This window comes from Amycolatopsis circi (genome assembly GCF_003385235.1).
GTDB lineage: Bacteria > Actinomycetota > Actinomycetes > Mycobacteriales > Pseudonocardiaceae > Amycolatopsis > Amycolatopsis circi.
Genome location: NZ_PQIA01000027.1, coordinates 65987 through 80623, shown reverse-complemented (window position 1 = coordinate 80623; position 14637 = coordinate 65987). Strand labels below are relative to the sequence as shown.

General features: G+C 68.0%; 14 protein-coding genes and 1 pseudogene. 2 read left to right on the top strand and 13 right to left on the bottom strand.

Annotation, left to right across the window (positions count from 1 at the left end):
• From D0D37_RS14975 to D0D37_RS14940, 8 genes and pseudogenes are all read right to left on the bottom strand, one after another.
• Positions 1 to 184, bottom strand: a pseudogene (locus tag D0D37_RS14975) (peptidase C39 family protein); the annotation flags it as partial.
• Positions 185 to 297: 113 nt separating this feature from the next.
• Positions 298 to 699: a PaaI family thioesterase gene (locus D0D37_RS14970; protein ID WP_116201133.1), complete on the bottom strand. Its 402-nt coding sequence runs from the start codon at positions 697 to 699 to the stop codon at positions 298 to 300.
• A gap of 52 nt (positions 700 to 751) precedes the next feature.
• Entirely contained in the window at positions 752 to 2467 is a 1716-nt protein-coding gene (locus tag D0D37_RS14965; protein ID WP_116201132.1) for a TIGR03767 family metallophosphoesterase, read from the bottom strand.
• A gap of 669 nt (positions 2468 to 3136) precedes the next feature.
• Positions 3137 to 3604 carry a DUF4190 domain-containing protein gene (locus D0D37_RS14960; protein WP_116201131.1) on the bottom strand — a complete coding sequence of 156 codons (468 nt, stop codon included), beginning with the start codon at positions 3602 to 3604 and terminating at the stop codon, positions 3137 to 3139.
• 91 nt (positions 3605 to 3695) lie between these two features.
• Entirely contained in the window at positions 3696 to 4514 is an 819-nt protein-coding gene (locus D0D37_RS14955; protein WP_162834249.1) for a carbohydrate ABC transporter permease, read from the bottom strand.
• Positions 4511 to 5422 carry a carbohydrate ABC transporter permease gene (locus D0D37_RS14950; RefSeq protein WP_116201130.1) on the bottom strand — a complete coding sequence of 304 codons (912 nt, stop codon included), beginning with the start codon at positions 5420 to 5422 and terminating at the stop codon, positions 4511 to 4513. The genes D0D37_RS14955 and D0D37_RS14950 overlap by 4 nt, the downstream gene beginning before the upstream one ends.
• Positions 5419 to 6723: an ABC transporter substrate-binding protein gene (locus D0D37_RS14945; protein WP_116201129.1), complete on the bottom strand. Its 1305-nt coding sequence runs from the start codon at positions 6721 to 6723 to the stop codon at positions 5419 to 5421. The genes D0D37_RS14950 and D0D37_RS14945 overlap by 4 nt, the downstream gene beginning before the upstream one ends.
• Positions 6724 to 6822: 99 nt before the next feature.
• Positions 6823 to 8451 carry a long-chain fatty acid--CoA ligase gene (locus tag D0D37_RS14940; protein ID WP_116201128.1) on the bottom strand — a complete coding sequence of 543 codons (1629 nt, stop codon included), beginning with the start codon at positions 8449 to 8451 and terminating at the stop codon, positions 6823 to 6825.
• A gap of 461 nt (positions 8452 to 8912) precedes the next feature.
• Here D0D37_RS14940 and mihF point away from each other — a divergent pair, with 461 nt between their 5' ends.
• Together mihF and D0D37_RS14930 are read left to right on the top strand one after the other, a co-directional pair.
• A complete protein-coding gene (gene mihF, locus D0D37_RS14935; RefSeq protein ID WP_020664542.1) occupies positions 8913 to 9224 on the top strand; it encodes an integration host factor, actinobacterial type in 312 nt (103 codons plus the stop codon).
• 94 nt (positions 9225 to 9318) lie between these two features.
• Positions 9319 to 10485, top strand: coding sequence for an isochorismate synthase (locus D0D37_RS14930; protein ID WP_116201127.1), 1167 nt, complete (start codon positions 9319 to 9321; stop codon positions 10483 to 10485).
• A gap of 41 nt (positions 10486 to 10526) precedes the next feature.
• Here the strand turns inward: D0D37_RS14930 and D0D37_RS14925 are convergent, their stop codons facing one another.
• From D0D37_RS14925 to D0D37_RS14905, 5 genes are all read right to left on the bottom strand, one after another.
• Positions 10527 to 11216, bottom strand: coding sequence for a 4'-phosphopantetheinyl transferase family protein (locus tag D0D37_RS14925; protein ID WP_116201126.1), 690 nt, complete (start codon positions 11214 to 11216; stop codon positions 10527 to 10529).
• Between the two features lie 128 nt (positions 11217 to 11344).
• Entirely contained in the window at positions 11345 to 11671 is a 327-nt protein-coding gene (locus D0D37_RS14920; RefSeq protein ID WP_037810987.1) for a hypothetical protein, read from the bottom strand.
• 46 nt (positions 11672 to 11717) lie between these two features.
• Positions 11718 to 12365 (bottom strand): TetR/AcrR family transcriptional regulator, encoded by a 648-nt coding sequence (locus tag D0D37_RS14915; RefSeq protein WP_116201125.1) that lies wholly within the window; start codon positions 12363 to 12365, stop codon positions 11718 to 11720.
• The gene (locus tag D0D37_RS14910) at positions 12362 to 13897 is read right to left on the bottom strand and encodes an ATP-dependent acyl-CoA ligase (protein WP_116201124.1); all 1536 of its coding nucleotides are present in this window, start codon (positions 13895 to 13897) and stop codon (positions 12362 to 12364) included. Before D0D37_RS14910 ends, D0D37_RS14915 begins: the two co-directional genes overlap by 4 nt.
• Positions 13894 to 14637 (bottom strand): enoyl-CoA hydratase/isomerase family protein, encoded by a 744-nt coding sequence (locus tag D0D37_RS14905; RefSeq protein ID WP_116201123.1) that lies wholly within the window; start codon positions 14635 to 14637, stop codon positions 13894 to 13896. The genes D0D37_RS14910 and D0D37_RS14905 overlap by 4 nt, the downstream gene beginning before the upstream one ends.

Here is a 14637-nt window from a genome sequence, read left to right as displayed (position 1 = left end):
CCGGTTCGGTGGGTGAGACGCTGCCCGCCGGATGCGGGAGCCGCAGGCCGCCGTAGCCGAAGCCGAGGCCGTCCAGCCGGCCCGCGAAGAACGAGCCGGACGACCATTCGTGGTAGTCGATGTCCTCGTCGTTCCGCGCGTGCTGCGGTTCGGCAGCGGCCTGTGTCGCACCAGCCGTGAGCATGACGATGGACAGTAACGTGCACAATCCGCGAACCCGCATTCCGGCTCCGTCCCCAGACCCCAGTGGTAGCCAAAGATTTTCGCCTTCCGGAGCGGGTAAGTAAAGAGCCGCCGCTACAACACTGCTTGCGTCTGGGTGATTTTCGCGGCCAGCTTGCCGTCGTCGTCGCGGATTTCGGTCTCGACGACCACGACGCGGCGCCCGGTGTGCAGTGGTCTGGACGACGCAGTGGCATACCCCGAACGGACGCCGCGCAGGAAGTTCGTCTTCGACTCCAGCGTCGTCGTGCCCTGCGCGCCCTCAGGGAGGTTGAGGAACGCGCAGACGGCACCGGTCGAGTCGGCCAACGCCATCAGGGTGCCGCCGTGCAGCACGCCGCCGAGCGTGCACAGCGATTCGTCCCACGCGATCCGGCTGCGGACCAGGTCCGGGCCGTGCTCCAGCACCTCGATGCCGAGCCGTTCGCTGAACGGCATCGTCTGGTGGAACAGCTGCGTGCCTTCGACGTCGGTCATGCCGAGCAGTCAACCGCAGCCGGACGCATGGCGTCGATTACCTCGCGGGTAATCAGCTGAGCGGGTTAGCGAGCAGAAGCTCGGTGTTGCGATCGCCCGCCTCGCCGACGTGGCTGAGGTTCGCGTGGATGTCGTTGTAGGAGAACTCGCGGTACATCGAGGCGAGCGCGTCGGGGGTGCGGGCGGAGTAGTCCACGGCGTACGGGGCGTCGGCCTCGATGAGCGTCGTGAACACCGACAGCGTGCCGTCGTGGTTGTCGGCCAGCTCGATGATCCGTGCGTGCTGCGGGAAGTCGATGTGGCTGGCGGTGTTGATCTCCCAGAAGCTCTGCGCCGGGGTTTTGCCGACGTGCGGGGTGATCTTGTTGAGGTGCGTGTGCCCGTTGACCCAGGCCACGACGTTCGGGAAGCGCTGCAGCATCGCGACGAACGTGTCGCCGTTGAGCCGCGGGTCCAGCAGATGGCGTGCGTCCGGGAGGAGGTTGCCCATGGTGCCGCTGGTGTGGTGGCTGAAGAGGACGAACAGCTCGTCGGTGACGGAGTGGGCGACCTTGCGGCCGAAGAAGTCGTAGTACGTCGAGCTGTTGCGCTTGAGCGTCGACTCGACCCAGTTGAACTGCGCGAGCCCGATCGACCCGTCGGCGAACCCACCCTGAGTAGTGGTGTCGAGGCTGATGCCAGTAACCCCAGGCGCGATCCGGAACGTGTAGTAAACGTTGCGCCCATCAGAGTTGGCGTCAGTGAAGCCATGCCCGATCGGCCCCGGCCCGGTGTTCTTCGCGGCCAGATGCGCCTTCACGAACTCCGAAGTACTGAACGGCCGCCGACGCGGATCCGGCGTGACCTCGCGAACGGTGCCACCACCGAACAACTCGCCAAGCGGCACACTCTTGCCCTGTTGGATGGCGGTGCCGAGCTTGCGCGCGCTGCTCTCGTCCTTGCCGATGACCTTGTATTTGCCGGTGTACCAGGCCTCGATGCCCGGAATGCCTTCCGGCAGCGTGCCGACGACGCTGTCATCGTGATTGCCGAACGTGCAGTACCACGGCAGATTCAACCCGGGCGCGGTGAACGACGCGATCCCGGCCTCGAGCAGCCCGGGGATCTGCGGAAAGCCCTTCTTGGTGTAGTCGTCGGCGAGCCGCGTTCCCGGATTCCAGAACTCCGGGTTGCCAGACGATTGAACCCCCTCGTAGCGGTTCGGGTCGCCAGAATTGGGCGTGATCGCGCCGCCGTTGAGCGTCGTGAGGAACCAGTCGAGTTCGAGCAGCTCGTGGTTGTCGGTGTTGTCGCCGGTGGTCATGACGAAGTCGAACTGCCGCCCGGTGAACGGCCCCGCCCGGAGACTGTTGACCCGCCTGACGAGCGCACTGGTAGCGACCGTGCCCAGCGTTTCCTGCGGCCGATGCGCGGACCCGATGAACGGATGCAGGTACTCGAACCGAGCAGGCGATTCAGTGTCGGTGATGTGCAGGTCAGTGAACTGCACAAAGGACCCCAGCGCGGTCCGCCGATCATCACGCCCGGCTTTGCCGTCGACAAGATCCGCCCGCACGGCAACCGGCCAACCAGGCCCGGCAGACAGCCGCGAGTACCCAGTCGACGCCCCGGAAGCAGCCTGATCAAGCGTCGTACCGCCGGTCCGGACCGCCCGCTGACTGGTCCGCCTCAACGCACGATCCAATGCGTTGGCCGTCGGAGTGCAGAGCAGCAACCCCACTCCGGCCGCTCCCGCGGTGGTGAACGCCCGCCTGGTCAGTTCCGCCATTTTCCCGCTCCCCGCCTCTTCGCCCGTGCTCCAGCACGCTCCCGGATGTCCATGTCCGACCGGTGAACGAGACCAAAGCAGAACGCGAAGGTATCTCACATTTGCCGTGACAACGCGGCAGACTCTGTCACACAGGAACGGGAGCCACTACCGCCGAACGGAGGGCGAGATCACGCGATGGCCAGCCGTCCGTGAGGGGAACCCTCACGGACTCAGAGTCCCTCAGGGTTCCCCTCACGACCAGCGCAAGTCCGTGAGGGGCCCCTTCACGTCCGCAGATTCCCTCAAGGGGCCCCTCACGACCAGCGGCGGTCCGTGAGGGGCCCCTTCACGGACCTAGATTCCCTCAAGGAGCCCTTCACGGACCACTCAGCAAGCACCCGCGCCCCCAGGCCACCCACTCGCCCAAGCCGCTGCGCCCACCACCCAGCCGCAACCGATGCACCCACTGCACCCACCCAACCGCAGCCGATGCACCCAACTCACCAGGCACCCACACCACCCCCGCACCCCGATACGAAGCCAAAAATGCGGTCTGGGGTTGCTTGTCAAGGCATCTTTCCCGCCTTGACAAGCAACCCCAGACCGTCATCACAATCAGCTTCGGGGTGCCCCACGCAACCACCACGGCAATGTCGCCGCCAGGCGACGAGCCGAGCCCCCAAGACCTCAGCAATAAAACGCGCAGCTAGCCCCCACCGCGGACAACGACACAAAGAACCAGATCAAGAAAATCACCGCCGGAATAGCGGCCAGAATCCCGCACACCAGCCCGGCGATCCCCATCCCCTGCCCAGTCCACCCAGGCTTCCCGGCCTGCACCATCCCAGCCCAGGACAACCCGATCGCCGTGATAGCCGCGACCACGTCGAAGAACGGAACCCAAAAGAAGATCAACGCAACAATCCCGACGACCATCCCGGCCACCGCGAGCCCGCTGGTCTTCAGCGGCACACCCCCGGGATACGGAGCGCCATACGGCGCTCCGTACATCGGCGCCCCGTAAGGCACCGGAGCCTGGCCGTACCCAGGCGTCGGGACGGGCCCGGACGGATACCCCGGCGCGGGCACTGGCCCGGAAGGATGACCGGCCGGGTCTTGGCCGGGGTAGGGCTGCTGCTGGTAAGGGTCCGTCATGGGTGCACTCCTGCTACGACTGTGGCGACGGTGAGTCGTCGGCGGTCAACGGCGAAACGTTACGCGCGGTTGCCGGTCGATGTGACGGTTTTCAGCCTTTCAACCCGGATTCGGTGACCCCGCGTACCAGATATCGCTGGAGAAAGGCGAAGAGTGCCACGATCGGCACGATCGACAGCACCGCGGCCAGGAACAGCAGGTTGAGCTGCGGGTTCTGCGCGGTCAGCAGCCCGGACAGCGCGACCTGCACCGTCCACGAGTCCGGCGACTGCGCGATGATCAGCGGCCACAGGAACGCGTTCCAGCTGCCGATCACGGTGATCACCGCGATCGCGGCGAAGAACCCGCGCGAGTTGGGCACCACGATCTTGCGGAAGACGCCCCAGCGGGACAGGCCGTCGACGCGGCCGGCGTCTTCCAGCTCCTTCGGGAAGTCCAGGAAATACTGCCGGAACAGGAAAACGCTGAACGCGCTGAACAGCCCCGGGATCACCAGTCCGCGGAAGTCCGAGAGCCAGCCCAGCGTCGACACGACGACGAAACTCGGCACGAACGTCACCGACGTCGGGATCATCAGCGTCGCCAGCACCGCGTAGAACACCGGCTTCGAGTAGCGGTACGGCACCCGCGCCAGCCCGTAGCCGGCGAGCGAACACACCACCAGCAGGCCGACGGTTTGCAGGACCGCGACGACGACCGAGTTCACGATGCTGCGCGCGAACGGCACGTCCTGCTGGTCGAACAGCTTCGTGAAATTCTCCCAGTGGATCTGCTTCGGCCACAGCGTCCAGCCTGGCGCGGTGATCTCCGCCCGCGACGCGAGACCGTTGCGCAGCAACAGGTAGAACGGCAGCAGGAACAGGATCGCGGACACCCCGAGCGCCGTCCAGCGAAACACCGCGCGGATCATGTCGCGCTCCGATCGAACCGGAAAAGCCTGCCTTGCAGGAGAGTCACCACGGCGATCAGCAAGGCCAGGATGATCGCGCCCGCGCTGCCGCGGCCCAGATCCTGGCCGCCGGAGCCGAGCGAGGTGTAGTAGAGGTACACCAGCGGCGGCCGCGCGAAGGGCGGATAGCCCCGGGAATCGCCCATGATGTTGTAGAACTCGTCGAACGCTTGGTAGGCGTTGACCAGGTTCAGCAACAGCACGGCCACCGACGTCGCGCGCAGCTGCGGCAGCGTGATGTGCCGGAAAACCTGCCAGCCCGGCTTCGCGCCGTCGAGCCACGCCGCCTCGTACAGATGCTGCGGAATCCGTTGCAGCGCGGCGAGGAAGAGGATCATGTAGAAGCCGAGCTGCAGCCACAGCCGGGCGGTCACCAGCACGATCCAGTACAGCGGCGGGTGCACGGTGCCGGTCCACGCCACCGGGTCGATGCCGAAGACGCCGAGCACGGCGTTGGCGAGGCCGTAGCGGACGCCGGAGAACAGCGACGTCTTCCAGATCAGCGACGCCACCACGTACGAACACGCGAACGGCAGGAAGAACACCGAACGGAAGAACGCTTTCGCGAACCGCAGCTGGTTCACGCCGACCGCCAACGCGAGCGACAGCACGAAGGTCAGCGGCACGATGAACACGGCGAACACGCTGAACGTGCCCAGGCTCGAGACGAACGGGCCGTCGGAGAGCATGTGCGCGTAGTTGTCCAGGCCGACGAAGACGCTGGGGGTGACCGTGTTGCGCGCGTCGAAGAACGACAGGTACAGGCTCCACCCGATCGGCACGTAGGCGAAGATCGCCAGGCCGGCCAGGAACGGGCCCACGAACCCCCAGAACGCCAGCGTGTCCCGGGTTTTCCGGGACAGCTTCATCCGAACAGGCGTTTCAGCTCGGACTGCGCGACGGTGACCGCGGCCTTCGTCTGTGCCACCGGGTCCGCGCCCTCCTTGGCGATCTTCGCGACCGCGTCCGACAGCGCGGTGTTCGCGGTCTGTGTCCACACTGGACCGCCGATGAGGTGGCTGTTCTCCTTGACGAACTTCACCACGTCGGCGGCCGGACCGGTTTGCAGCGTCTGGGCCTTGTCGATCAGGCTCTGCCGGGCGGGAACGTGGAAGCCGTAGCGGGTGGCGAACTCCAGCTGGCTGTCGGTCTGGTCGATCCACAGCCACTTCACGAACGCCTTGGCCTCGTTGACGTGCGCGCTCTTCGCGTTGACCATCGCGCCGTACGCGCCGACCGGAACCGACGGCTTGCCGCTGTCGTCCAGCTTCGGGAACGGCAGCACGCCGAAGTCGTCGTTGAGCGCGTCGCGGACCTTCGGGACGTTCCACAGCCCGGTCCACTGCATCGCGCAGAGCCCGTCGACGAACGCGCCCGGATCCGACCAGTCGGCGGGAGCGCCGAGCAGCAGGGAACCGTTGGTGTTCAGCGTGTGCAGCTTGCTGAACGCGGCGGCCGCGCGCGGATCGTCGAAGCCGACCTCGCGGTTGTTGTTCTTCAGGTAGTCCAGCCCGGCCGACCACAGCAGCGGCCCGGTGAGCGTGCCGACACCGCCGTCATTGCCCGCGAACAGGCCCTTCACGCCGTCCTTCGACAGCTTGCCCGCGGCGTCGATCAGCTCGTCCACGGTCTGCGGCGGCTGCACGCCGGCGGCCTGCAGCATGCTCTTGCGGTAGAACAGCACCTGCGTGTCGGTGGCCTGCGGAATCCCGTAGACCTTGCCTTCCACGGTCTGCGCGGCGAGCACGGCGGGGCTGAAGTCGTTCTTGACCGGCCCGATGATGTCGTCGAGCGACACCACCTGGTTCTGCCGGACCCAGTCGATCTTCACCTGGGCCTCGAAGACGTCCGGCACCGGGCTGTTCTGCAGCGCGGTGACGATCTTCGAGTCGTAGTCGCCCGGGTTCCACACGACGTTGACCTTCGCGCCCGAGTAGCCGGCCGCGTAGTTCTTGACGGCTTCCTGCACGCCGTCCTCGCCGTAGGCGTGGTACCACTGCTGCAGCGTGACCTTCGGGGCCTGCGACGGCGTCGAGGCTCCCGCCGACATCGCCGTGGACGGCGGCGGATCCCCCGGACGTCCGGTGTCCGACCCGCACGCGGCCGCGACCGCGCCCACCGCCGCCGTTCCCGCCAACGACAGGAACGCCCTCCTGCTTCGCTGCTGCATCCCCAGTTCTCCTCCGACGTGCTGGGAAGGACTCCTTGCGTGCAACAGATTCCCGCACGAAGTCCTTCCCAGGCCGACAACTCGCCGGAGATTTACCGCTCAGAGATGTGAGATGTCGAGCTTTCCCTCGGAGTAGGACGCGCGCAGCCGCTTCTTGTCGAACTTGCCGACACTCGTCTTGGGCACCTCCTCCACGAACGTCCAGTTCTCCGGCAGCTGCCACTTCGCGACCTTGTCCGACAGGTACTCGCGCAGTTCCTCGGCGGTGGCCTGCTGGCCTTCCTTCACCACGACGGCGACCAGCGGGCGTTCGTCCCACTTCTCGTCCGGGATGCCGACCACCGCCGCCTCGGCGACCGCCGGATGGCCCATCACCGCGTTCTCCAGGTCCACCGACGAGATCCACTCGCCGCCGGACTTGATCACGTCCTTGGCGCGGTCGGTCAGCGTCAGGAAGCCGTCCGGGCTGATCTTGCCGACGTCGCCGGTGCGCAGCCAGCCGCCGTGGAACTTCTCCGGGTCGATATCCGACCCGCCGTGGTAGGCGCCCGCGATCCACGGACCGGAGACCTCCAGCTCGCCGACCGCGTCGTTGTCCCACGGCAGTTCCTCGCCGTCGTCGCCGATCAGCCGGGCCGCCACGGACGCCGGGAACCGGCCCTGGGTGTATCGGTAGGCCCAGCGCTCCTCGTCGGTCGCGCTGGCGGGCGGACGCGCGACGCTGCCCAGCGGCGACGTCTCGGTCATGCCCCACGCGTGCAGGATCGGCACGTCGTAGCGCTCCTCGAAGGCGTGCATCAGCGACGGCGGCGCGGCCGACCCGCCGACGACGACCTCGCGCACGTGGCTGATGTCCTGCGGGTTCGCGTCCAGGTGCGCGAGCAGGCCCTGCCAGATCGTCGGCACCGCGGCCGCGAACGTCGGCTTCTCCGCGGCCAGCAGCGCCGCGATCGGAGCCGGCTGGAGGAACCGGTCCGGCATCAGCAGCGAGGCGCCGACCATCATCGCCGCGTACGGCAGGCCCCACGACATCGCGTGGAACATCGGCACGATCGCCAACGCCAGGTCTTCCTGGGCGAGCCGCATGCTGTCGGTCATGCAGACCTGCATCGAGTGCAGCCAGATCGACCGGTGCGAGTAGACGACGCCCTTTGGGTCACCGGTGGTGCCGGACGTGTAACACATCGCGGCGGCGGCCCGCTCGTCAATCTCCGGCCAGTCGAACTCGTCGGACTGCCCGGCCAGCAGCTCGTCGTAGGAGTGCACGGTGACGCCCTCGGGCGCGCTCAGCGCGGACGCGTCGCCGTTGGCCACGATCACGTGCTTGACCGTCTTCATCCCCGGCAGGTTGCTCGCCAGCAGCGGGACGAGCGTGCCGTCGACGATGACGACGTGGTCCTCGGCGTGGTTCGCCACGAAAACCAGCTGTTCGGGGAACAGCCGGATGTTCAGCGTGTGCAGCACCGCGCCCATGGCGGGCACTGCCAGGTAGGCGGCCAGGTGCTCGGCGTTGTTCCACATGAACGTGCCGACCCGCTGGTCGCCGGTGACGCCGAGACCGCGCAGCGCGTTCGCCAGCCGGGCGGCGTGCTTGCCGAGCTCCGCGTACGTTTCCCGGCGGGCTTCTGAACCGGTCCAGGTGACGACTTCGCTCTTCGCGTGCACCTTCGTGCCGTGGCGCAGCAGCTTCGCGAGCGACAGCTGTCCGTCCTGCATCGTGCTCAACATGGGTGACTCCCGTGGTGCTGGTTCGCCGGTGAACTGGGGGTGCGCCCGACTCTAATGCGCATCCGCCGGATCGGGCACGAACAAGTTCGGTAACGGCTTGTCGGGCCTCTCCCGCCATCGGGTGGCGGTCCCGGCCGTTCATGATCGACTTCTGTCGCGCTTTCTGTTGCGGGACAAGAAAATGCGTTGTGTTAACTGCGGCGAAATACACTCCCGTTCGGGTGAGGTAATGGGGTGGAAATGAGCCCTTCGAGGCCGTTTTCACAGGTCGCGAGGGGTCCCCTCGCGCAGGTCCGCCGTGCCCGTCGACGGGTGATAAGTGCGTGTCGGTTGCGCGTACTGCGGGCACGTGGCGTTTACTGGGGCCGTGGTAAGTGACGGCTGGCCAGCGCTTGCAGCTGCAAGCATCGGCTGAGACCGTCGGCCGCGAAAGCGGAGACCTGAGAGGAAAGGACATTACGTTGGCTCTGCCCACGTTGACTCCGGAGCAGCGCGCCGAGGCCCTCGCCAAGGCGGCAGAGGCTCGTAAGGCGCGTTCGGAGCTGCTCGCTTCGATCAAGTCCGGCAAGGAGAGCATCGAGTCGGTGCTCAAGCGGGCCAAGGAGAACAAGACCGTCGGCAAGACGAAGGTCACGCAGCTTCTCAAGGCGGTGCCCGGTCTGGGCGCGGTCAAGGTCGCCGCGCTGCTCGAGCAGGCGGGGATCGACCCCGACCGCCGGGCCGCTGGCCTGGGCGAACGGCAGCGCGAAGCGCTGATCGACGCGCTCAAGTAACGCTGATCCGGCGGCCGCGGGGAAGGTGTGCGCGAAGGTGTTGCACCGGCGACACTTTCCCCGCGGCGCTCCCGGATCCTGAGACGCTGGTGGAGTGACGACCAGTACCGCGCCGGCGACCCCGGCGCAGACCACCGTCCGCTACCAGCGCGGCGACTTCTTGTTCGCGACCGCCCGGCGAGCCCTGCTCGCCCGGGGCGCGCTCGAGACCGTCACCGACGCCGACCCTCGCCGCCTGGCCCGCTCGGCAGCCGCTGAGCTGGACCGTTCCGGCGTGCCGCTCGCCGTTGGTGTGCTGCCGTTCGACACCGGACCCGGTGCTTCCTTGCCGGGGCACCTCGTGCTGCCCCGGACGGTGCACCGCGCCCAGTCCGACGCCGAGACCCCGGCCGCTCCGCCTGCTGCCGACCTGCCTGCTCCCATGGCCACCCGGCGGCTCCCGTCCGCCGACGGCCACCGCGAGAACGTGCGGGCGGCCGTCGCCGCCCTGCGAGACCGTGACCTGCGCAAAGCCGTGCTGGCCCGCGCACTGGAGCTGGAATTCGACGCGCCGATCCCGGTCGAGGGGATCGTGCGCAACCTCGCGCGCGGCAACCCGCGCCATTTCACCTACGCCGCCGAACTGCCTGGCGGCCGCACTCTCGTCGGGGCCACCCCTGAGCTGCTGCTTTCCCGGACTGGCGACTCCGTGTTCACAACGCCGCACGCCGGGTCGATGCCGCGTTCGGCCGACCCGGAGACCGACCGGGCCAACGGCGAAGCCCTCCTCGCGTCCGCGAAGGACCGCGAGGAGCACGACCTGGTGATCGACTACGTCGTCGAGTCGCTGCGGCCGTTCTGCCGCAAGCTCGACGTCCCCGCTGGCCCCGAGCTGGTCTCCACGCCCGCGATCTGGCATCTCCGGACGTCCATCACCGGCGAGCTGGCGGACCGCTCGGTGACGGCTCTCGACCTCGCCGCCGCGATGCACCCGACGCCCGCCGTCTGCGGCACCCCGACCGTCGCCGCGCGCGACCTGGTGCAGGAGCTGGAGCCGTTCGACCGCGGCTACTACGCGGGCGCGGTCGGCTGGGTCGACGCGGCGGGCGACGGCGAGTGGGCCGTCGCGATCCGGTGCGCCGAGGTGGCCGAGAAGTCGATGCGGCTCTACGCGGGCGGCGGCATCGTGCCCGCGTCGGATCCGGACACCGAGTACCGGGAAACGATCGCGAAGTTCCGCACGCTGCTCGGCGCGATGGGGCTGGACGACAGCGCGTCGTGAGTGTTTACGCCGGTTCTAACCGGGATTGCCACTCACGACCCTTACGGCAGCCAGCGCTCCTCGGTAACGCTCAGCCTGCCCGCGGTCAACGCCGCCACCGCCGCCCGATGCCCGTCGGCCGCCTTGAGGTCCGCGAGCCGGGTCCGCGCCGGGTCGAGCGCCTCGTCGCCGGACGCCACCAGCTCGGCGGGAGCGTCGTAGCGGGAGAACGTGATGCTCTGCAGCGGGATCTTCAGCCCCTTGCCGGTGGCCTTCATCACCGCTTCCTTGCGCGTCCAGTAGATGAAGAACGCCGCCGAGCGCTCCTCGTCCGACAGACCCGCGACGGCTTCCCGCTCGGCCGGGCTCAGCGCGTACTCCACGAGCGAGGCGTCCGCCTTGCGGCTGGCGGTCTCGACGTCGAGGCCGACTGGCACCCCGTCAGTGACCGCGAGGCCGATCAGATTGCCCGAATGCGAGATCGACAACACGAGGTCCGAACCCGGTACGCGCGGACGGCCGTGCGGTTTGCCGCAGTCGTCGCAGGTCGCGTCGAAGCGCACGGACTCCGCCGCGCCGCCGAGGCGTTCCGCGACGAGCGTCTTCGCGAGCACCCGGCCGGTCAGGAAGCGACGCTGGTCAATTTCGAGCCGGTACGCGTCGTAGCGGCCGCGCTCCAGGTCGTCCAGCAGCTTCAGATACCGGTCCTCCGCGGGCAGCGGTTCGGACCAGCGCACCACGATTTCGGTCACCGGCAATACCCTCCCTCGTCCGCCTCCGATCTTGCCCGGGTGCGCCGAGGTTTGTCATGCCCCTATCCCGAACGCGGCGAAGGCCCCCTCGGAGTCCGAGAGGGCCTTCGCGGCGGAGATGACGAGTGCTAAGACTTGTTCTTGTCGCGCATCGCGATCGGGACCCCGGCTAGGTCCTCCTCGTTGCACAGCAATTTCACGTCGTAGTAGGGCGAACCCTGTCGCTCGTCGTAGTCTAGGTGGATCGCGAGGACGTCGAGCGGTTCTCCCAGCCACTCCTGCGCTTGGCGCAGCCATACTGCGCAGCGCTCGAGCGCGCTGGGCAGGTCGTCGTCACGAAACTCGACTGGTCGATACGGCACGTCCTGGACCTGATCGCGCGGGTTTGAGGGTGCGGGCAGGCCAGGCGAGAGTCCCGAGTCGTCCAGTTCGAGTTGGATCGTTTGCTCAGTCACCCTTCGAGCGTCCCCCACGTTCGCCGTCTGAGCAAGGCGTATGGCGCTAAAAGCCCTCTTGGGCAGGCAAGTCCCACACCTGGGCGACCACCTCGAGGCATTGCCGGAGGTCGTGCGCACGCACCGCGACCGGATGCCCGAGCACCCGCAATGCCAGTTCCGCGTAGTGCGTGGCCAGGTCTTCGAGCTTGAGCGGGCCTTTCGGCGAATACCACCGGGCCACGCCGCTGCACATTTCCAGCAATGCGAGCCGGGTCACGGCCGGTTGTGCGGTGTGGAACACGTTTGCCGCGGCGCCGTCTTCGATCGCGTTCGCCCAGTACTGCTCGTATTCGTCCCGCAGCGCGACGACCCGGGTACGCGCCGGAGCCGAAAGCGCGTCGACTTCGTTGTCCACCACCCGGGTTTCGCCGGGCTGCGCGGCGTGCGCGAGGACGTGCAGCGCGACCAGGGTGCGCATCCGGACCACCGGGTCGTCGCTGCCCGCGGTGGCCTTCGCGACCGCGTCGATCAGGCGGCGCAGCGAAGTCGTCATGATCTCGACGAGAAGATCTTCCTTGGTGCCCATGTAGTGATAGAGCGTTGCCGAAGAAAGTTCGGCCTCCTGGGCCAGATCCCGAATGCCTGTGCCGTGGAAACCCTTGGTGGCGAACAGTTTTACGGCCGCCGCCCGCACTCGCTCACCGCTGCTCACTGCCACTCCCCGGTGCTGCGGTCCCAGGAGCCGGCGCGGAGGTCGGCGGCCTTGCGCAGCTCGCCCTTCGCGACGCGTTCCGACGGCGTGCGCGGCAGGTCGTCCGCGAACGTCCAGAACCTCGGCACCTTGAAGTACGCCAGCTGTTGCGCGCAGAACTCGGCCAGCTCCTCAGGTGCCGGCCGGTTCTCACCGCACACGACGTACGCCTTCACTTCCTCGCCGCGCAGCTCGTCCGGCACCGCGAGCACGGCCGCGAGCTGCACCTTCGGATGTTGCAGCAGCGCGCGCTCGACCTCGTCGGCGGAGATGTTCTCGCCGCTGCGGCGGATCATGTCCTTGGTGCGGCCGAGGTAGTAGACGCGGCCCTCGGCGTCCATCCGCGCCAGGTCGCCGGTGTGGAACCAGCCGCCCGCGAAGGCGCGCGCGGTCGCTTCGGGATCCTCGTGGTAGCCGTGCATCAGCCCGATGCCGCGGATCAGCAGCTCGCCGGTTTCCCCGCGTGGCAACGGTTTCCCGTTCTCATCGGCGATCATCACCTCGCGGTCGCGGGTCGGCCGCCCGATGCAGCCGGTGCCCACCGCGGCGTCGTGATCAGCCTCGGAGACCCGGATGTCGCCGCCGGTCTCGGTCATCCCGAACGCCTCGTACCACGGCACACCCCAGCGCTGCTCCAGCTGCGCGTGCAGGTCCGGCGGGATCGCCGACGCGCTGATCGCGCGGACGCGGTGGTTCCGGTCGTCCGGGTGCGGCGGCTGGCGCAGCAGCAGCGTCGGCATCAGGCCGAGGCAGTAGAACCAGGTGACCTCGTGTTCGCGGACCTTCTCCCAGAACGTGGAGGGGTGGAAGCGGTCCAGCACGACGAGCGTCGCTCCGGCGGCCAGCGCGAGCGCGACGTTCCACTGTGGATCAATGTAGTGGAATGGCTGTGCGGTAAGCAGAACGTCGTCTTCGCCGACGGCCGGGAAGCCGGTGGCGAGGCCGATTGCGAGCGTGGTCCAGTACCGGTGCGGCAGCACACAGCCCTTCGGCGCGCCGGTGGTGCCGGACGTGTACTGGATGTTCACCGGCTGTTCGGCCACGACCGATTCCGGTTCGCAGCGCGTTTCCGACTGCAGCGCATCCGGAGTGAGGACGCGTTCCACGGCCGTTTCCGGGGCGATTTTCTCCAGCAGTTCCACGAACTCTTCAGCGGCTAGCGCGAGTCGCGCGCCGGAGTGGCGCAGGACGTGCGCGCCGTCGAATTCGCGGTAGTTGATGTTCACCGGGACCAGAACTGCGCCGAGTTTGGCGAGTGCGAGCCACATGAGCGGGAATTCCGGCTCATTGCGGAGCATCACGGCGACGCGATCGCCCGCCTGGACGCCTTGGTCTTGGAGTGCTTTAGCCAGGCGTCCGCTGCGGTCGTCGACCTCGGCGAAGGTGAACCGGGTGCCGGTGCTGTCGAAGATCCACGCGGTGCGCTCGGGCCAGAGCTGCGCGGCGCGCGTGACCAGCGCGACCAGGGTGTCGACGTTCTGCAACGGCGTCACGCCCGGCTCCGGAACGCTTCGGTCGACTCGCGGACGGCGGCCGAGTGCTCGGTGATCAAGGCATGGGTGACCTCGAGTTCCAGCGCCGAATCGAAGGCATGGTCGATCCCGGCGTCCAGCGCCCGCTTCGCCATCGCGGCGGCCTCCGGCGGGTGATGCGCGATCTTCTCCGCCCAGCCGAGCGCGAGGGGCATCAGCTCGTCGGCCGGTACGGCGGCGTTGACGAGGCCGATGTCGTGCGCGCGACGGCCGTCGAACCGGTCGCCGAGCAGCAGGAGTTCCTTCGCCTTGACCGGCCCGACCAGCAGCGGGAGCAGCCTCGACGCGGCACCGGTGACGCTCAGTCCCAGCGAGACCTCGGGGAACGCGAACACCGCGTCCTCGGCGGCCAGGATCAGGTCGCAGCCCAGCGCGAACTCCGCGCCCGCGCCGATCGCGTACCCGTGCACGGCGGCGATCACCGGCTGACGCAGCGCACGCAGCCGGCGCGTGACGTCCTGGAGCCGCTCCAGCCTCGCCCGGGAATCACCCTCGGGGGTGGGTTCCTTCAGGTCGTGCCCGGCGCAGAAGGCGCGGCCGTTGCCCGACAGCAGCACGACGCGGGCATCACTGTGCGCGACTTCCTCCAGCGCGGTCAGGAAGTCGTCCACCAGCACGGGTGCGACGGCGTTGAGCCGCTCGGGCCGGTTCAGCCGGATCTGCGCGATGCCGCCCTCGACGGCCAGGTCAACGGTGCTCAT

What these genes read in the sequence shown, in the direction of transcription:
- D0D37_RS14940 (WP_116201128.1), bottom strand. Translation starts at nt 8,451, where the DNA reads ATGTTGAGCACGATGCAGGACGGACAGCTGTCGCTCGCGAAGCTGCTG.
- D0D37_RS14950 (WP_116201130.1), bottom strand. Translation starts at nt 5,422, where the DNA reads ATGAAGCTGTCCCGGAAAACCCGGGACACGCTGGCGTTCTGGGGGTTC.
- D0D37_RS14945 (WP_116201129.1), bottom strand. Translation starts at nt 6,723, where the DNA reads ATGCAGCAGCGAAGCAGGAGGGCGTTCCTGTCGTTGGCGGGAACGGCG.
- D0D37_RS14970 (WP_116201133.1), bottom strand. Translation starts at nt 699, where the DNA reads ATGACCGACGTCGAAGGCACGCAGCTGTTCCACCAGACGATGCCGTTC.
- D0D37_RS14905 (WP_116201123.1), bottom strand. Translation starts at nt 14,637, where the DNA reads ATGAGCACCGTTGACCTGGCCGTCGAGGGCGGCATCGCGCAGATCCGG.
- D0D37_RS14960 (WP_116201131.1), bottom strand. Translation starts at nt 3,604, where the DNA reads ATGACGGACCCTTACCAGCAGCAGCCCTACCCCGGCCAAGACCCGGCC.
- D0D37_RS14955 (WP_162834249.1), bottom strand. Translation starts at nt 4,514, where the DNA reads ATGATCCGCGCGGTGTTTCGCTGGACGGCGCTCGGGGTGTCCGCGATC.
- D0D37_RS14965 (WP_116201132.1), bottom strand. Translation starts at nt 2,467, where the DNA reads ATGGCGGAACTGACCAGGCGGGCGTTCACCACCGCGGGAGCGGCCGGA.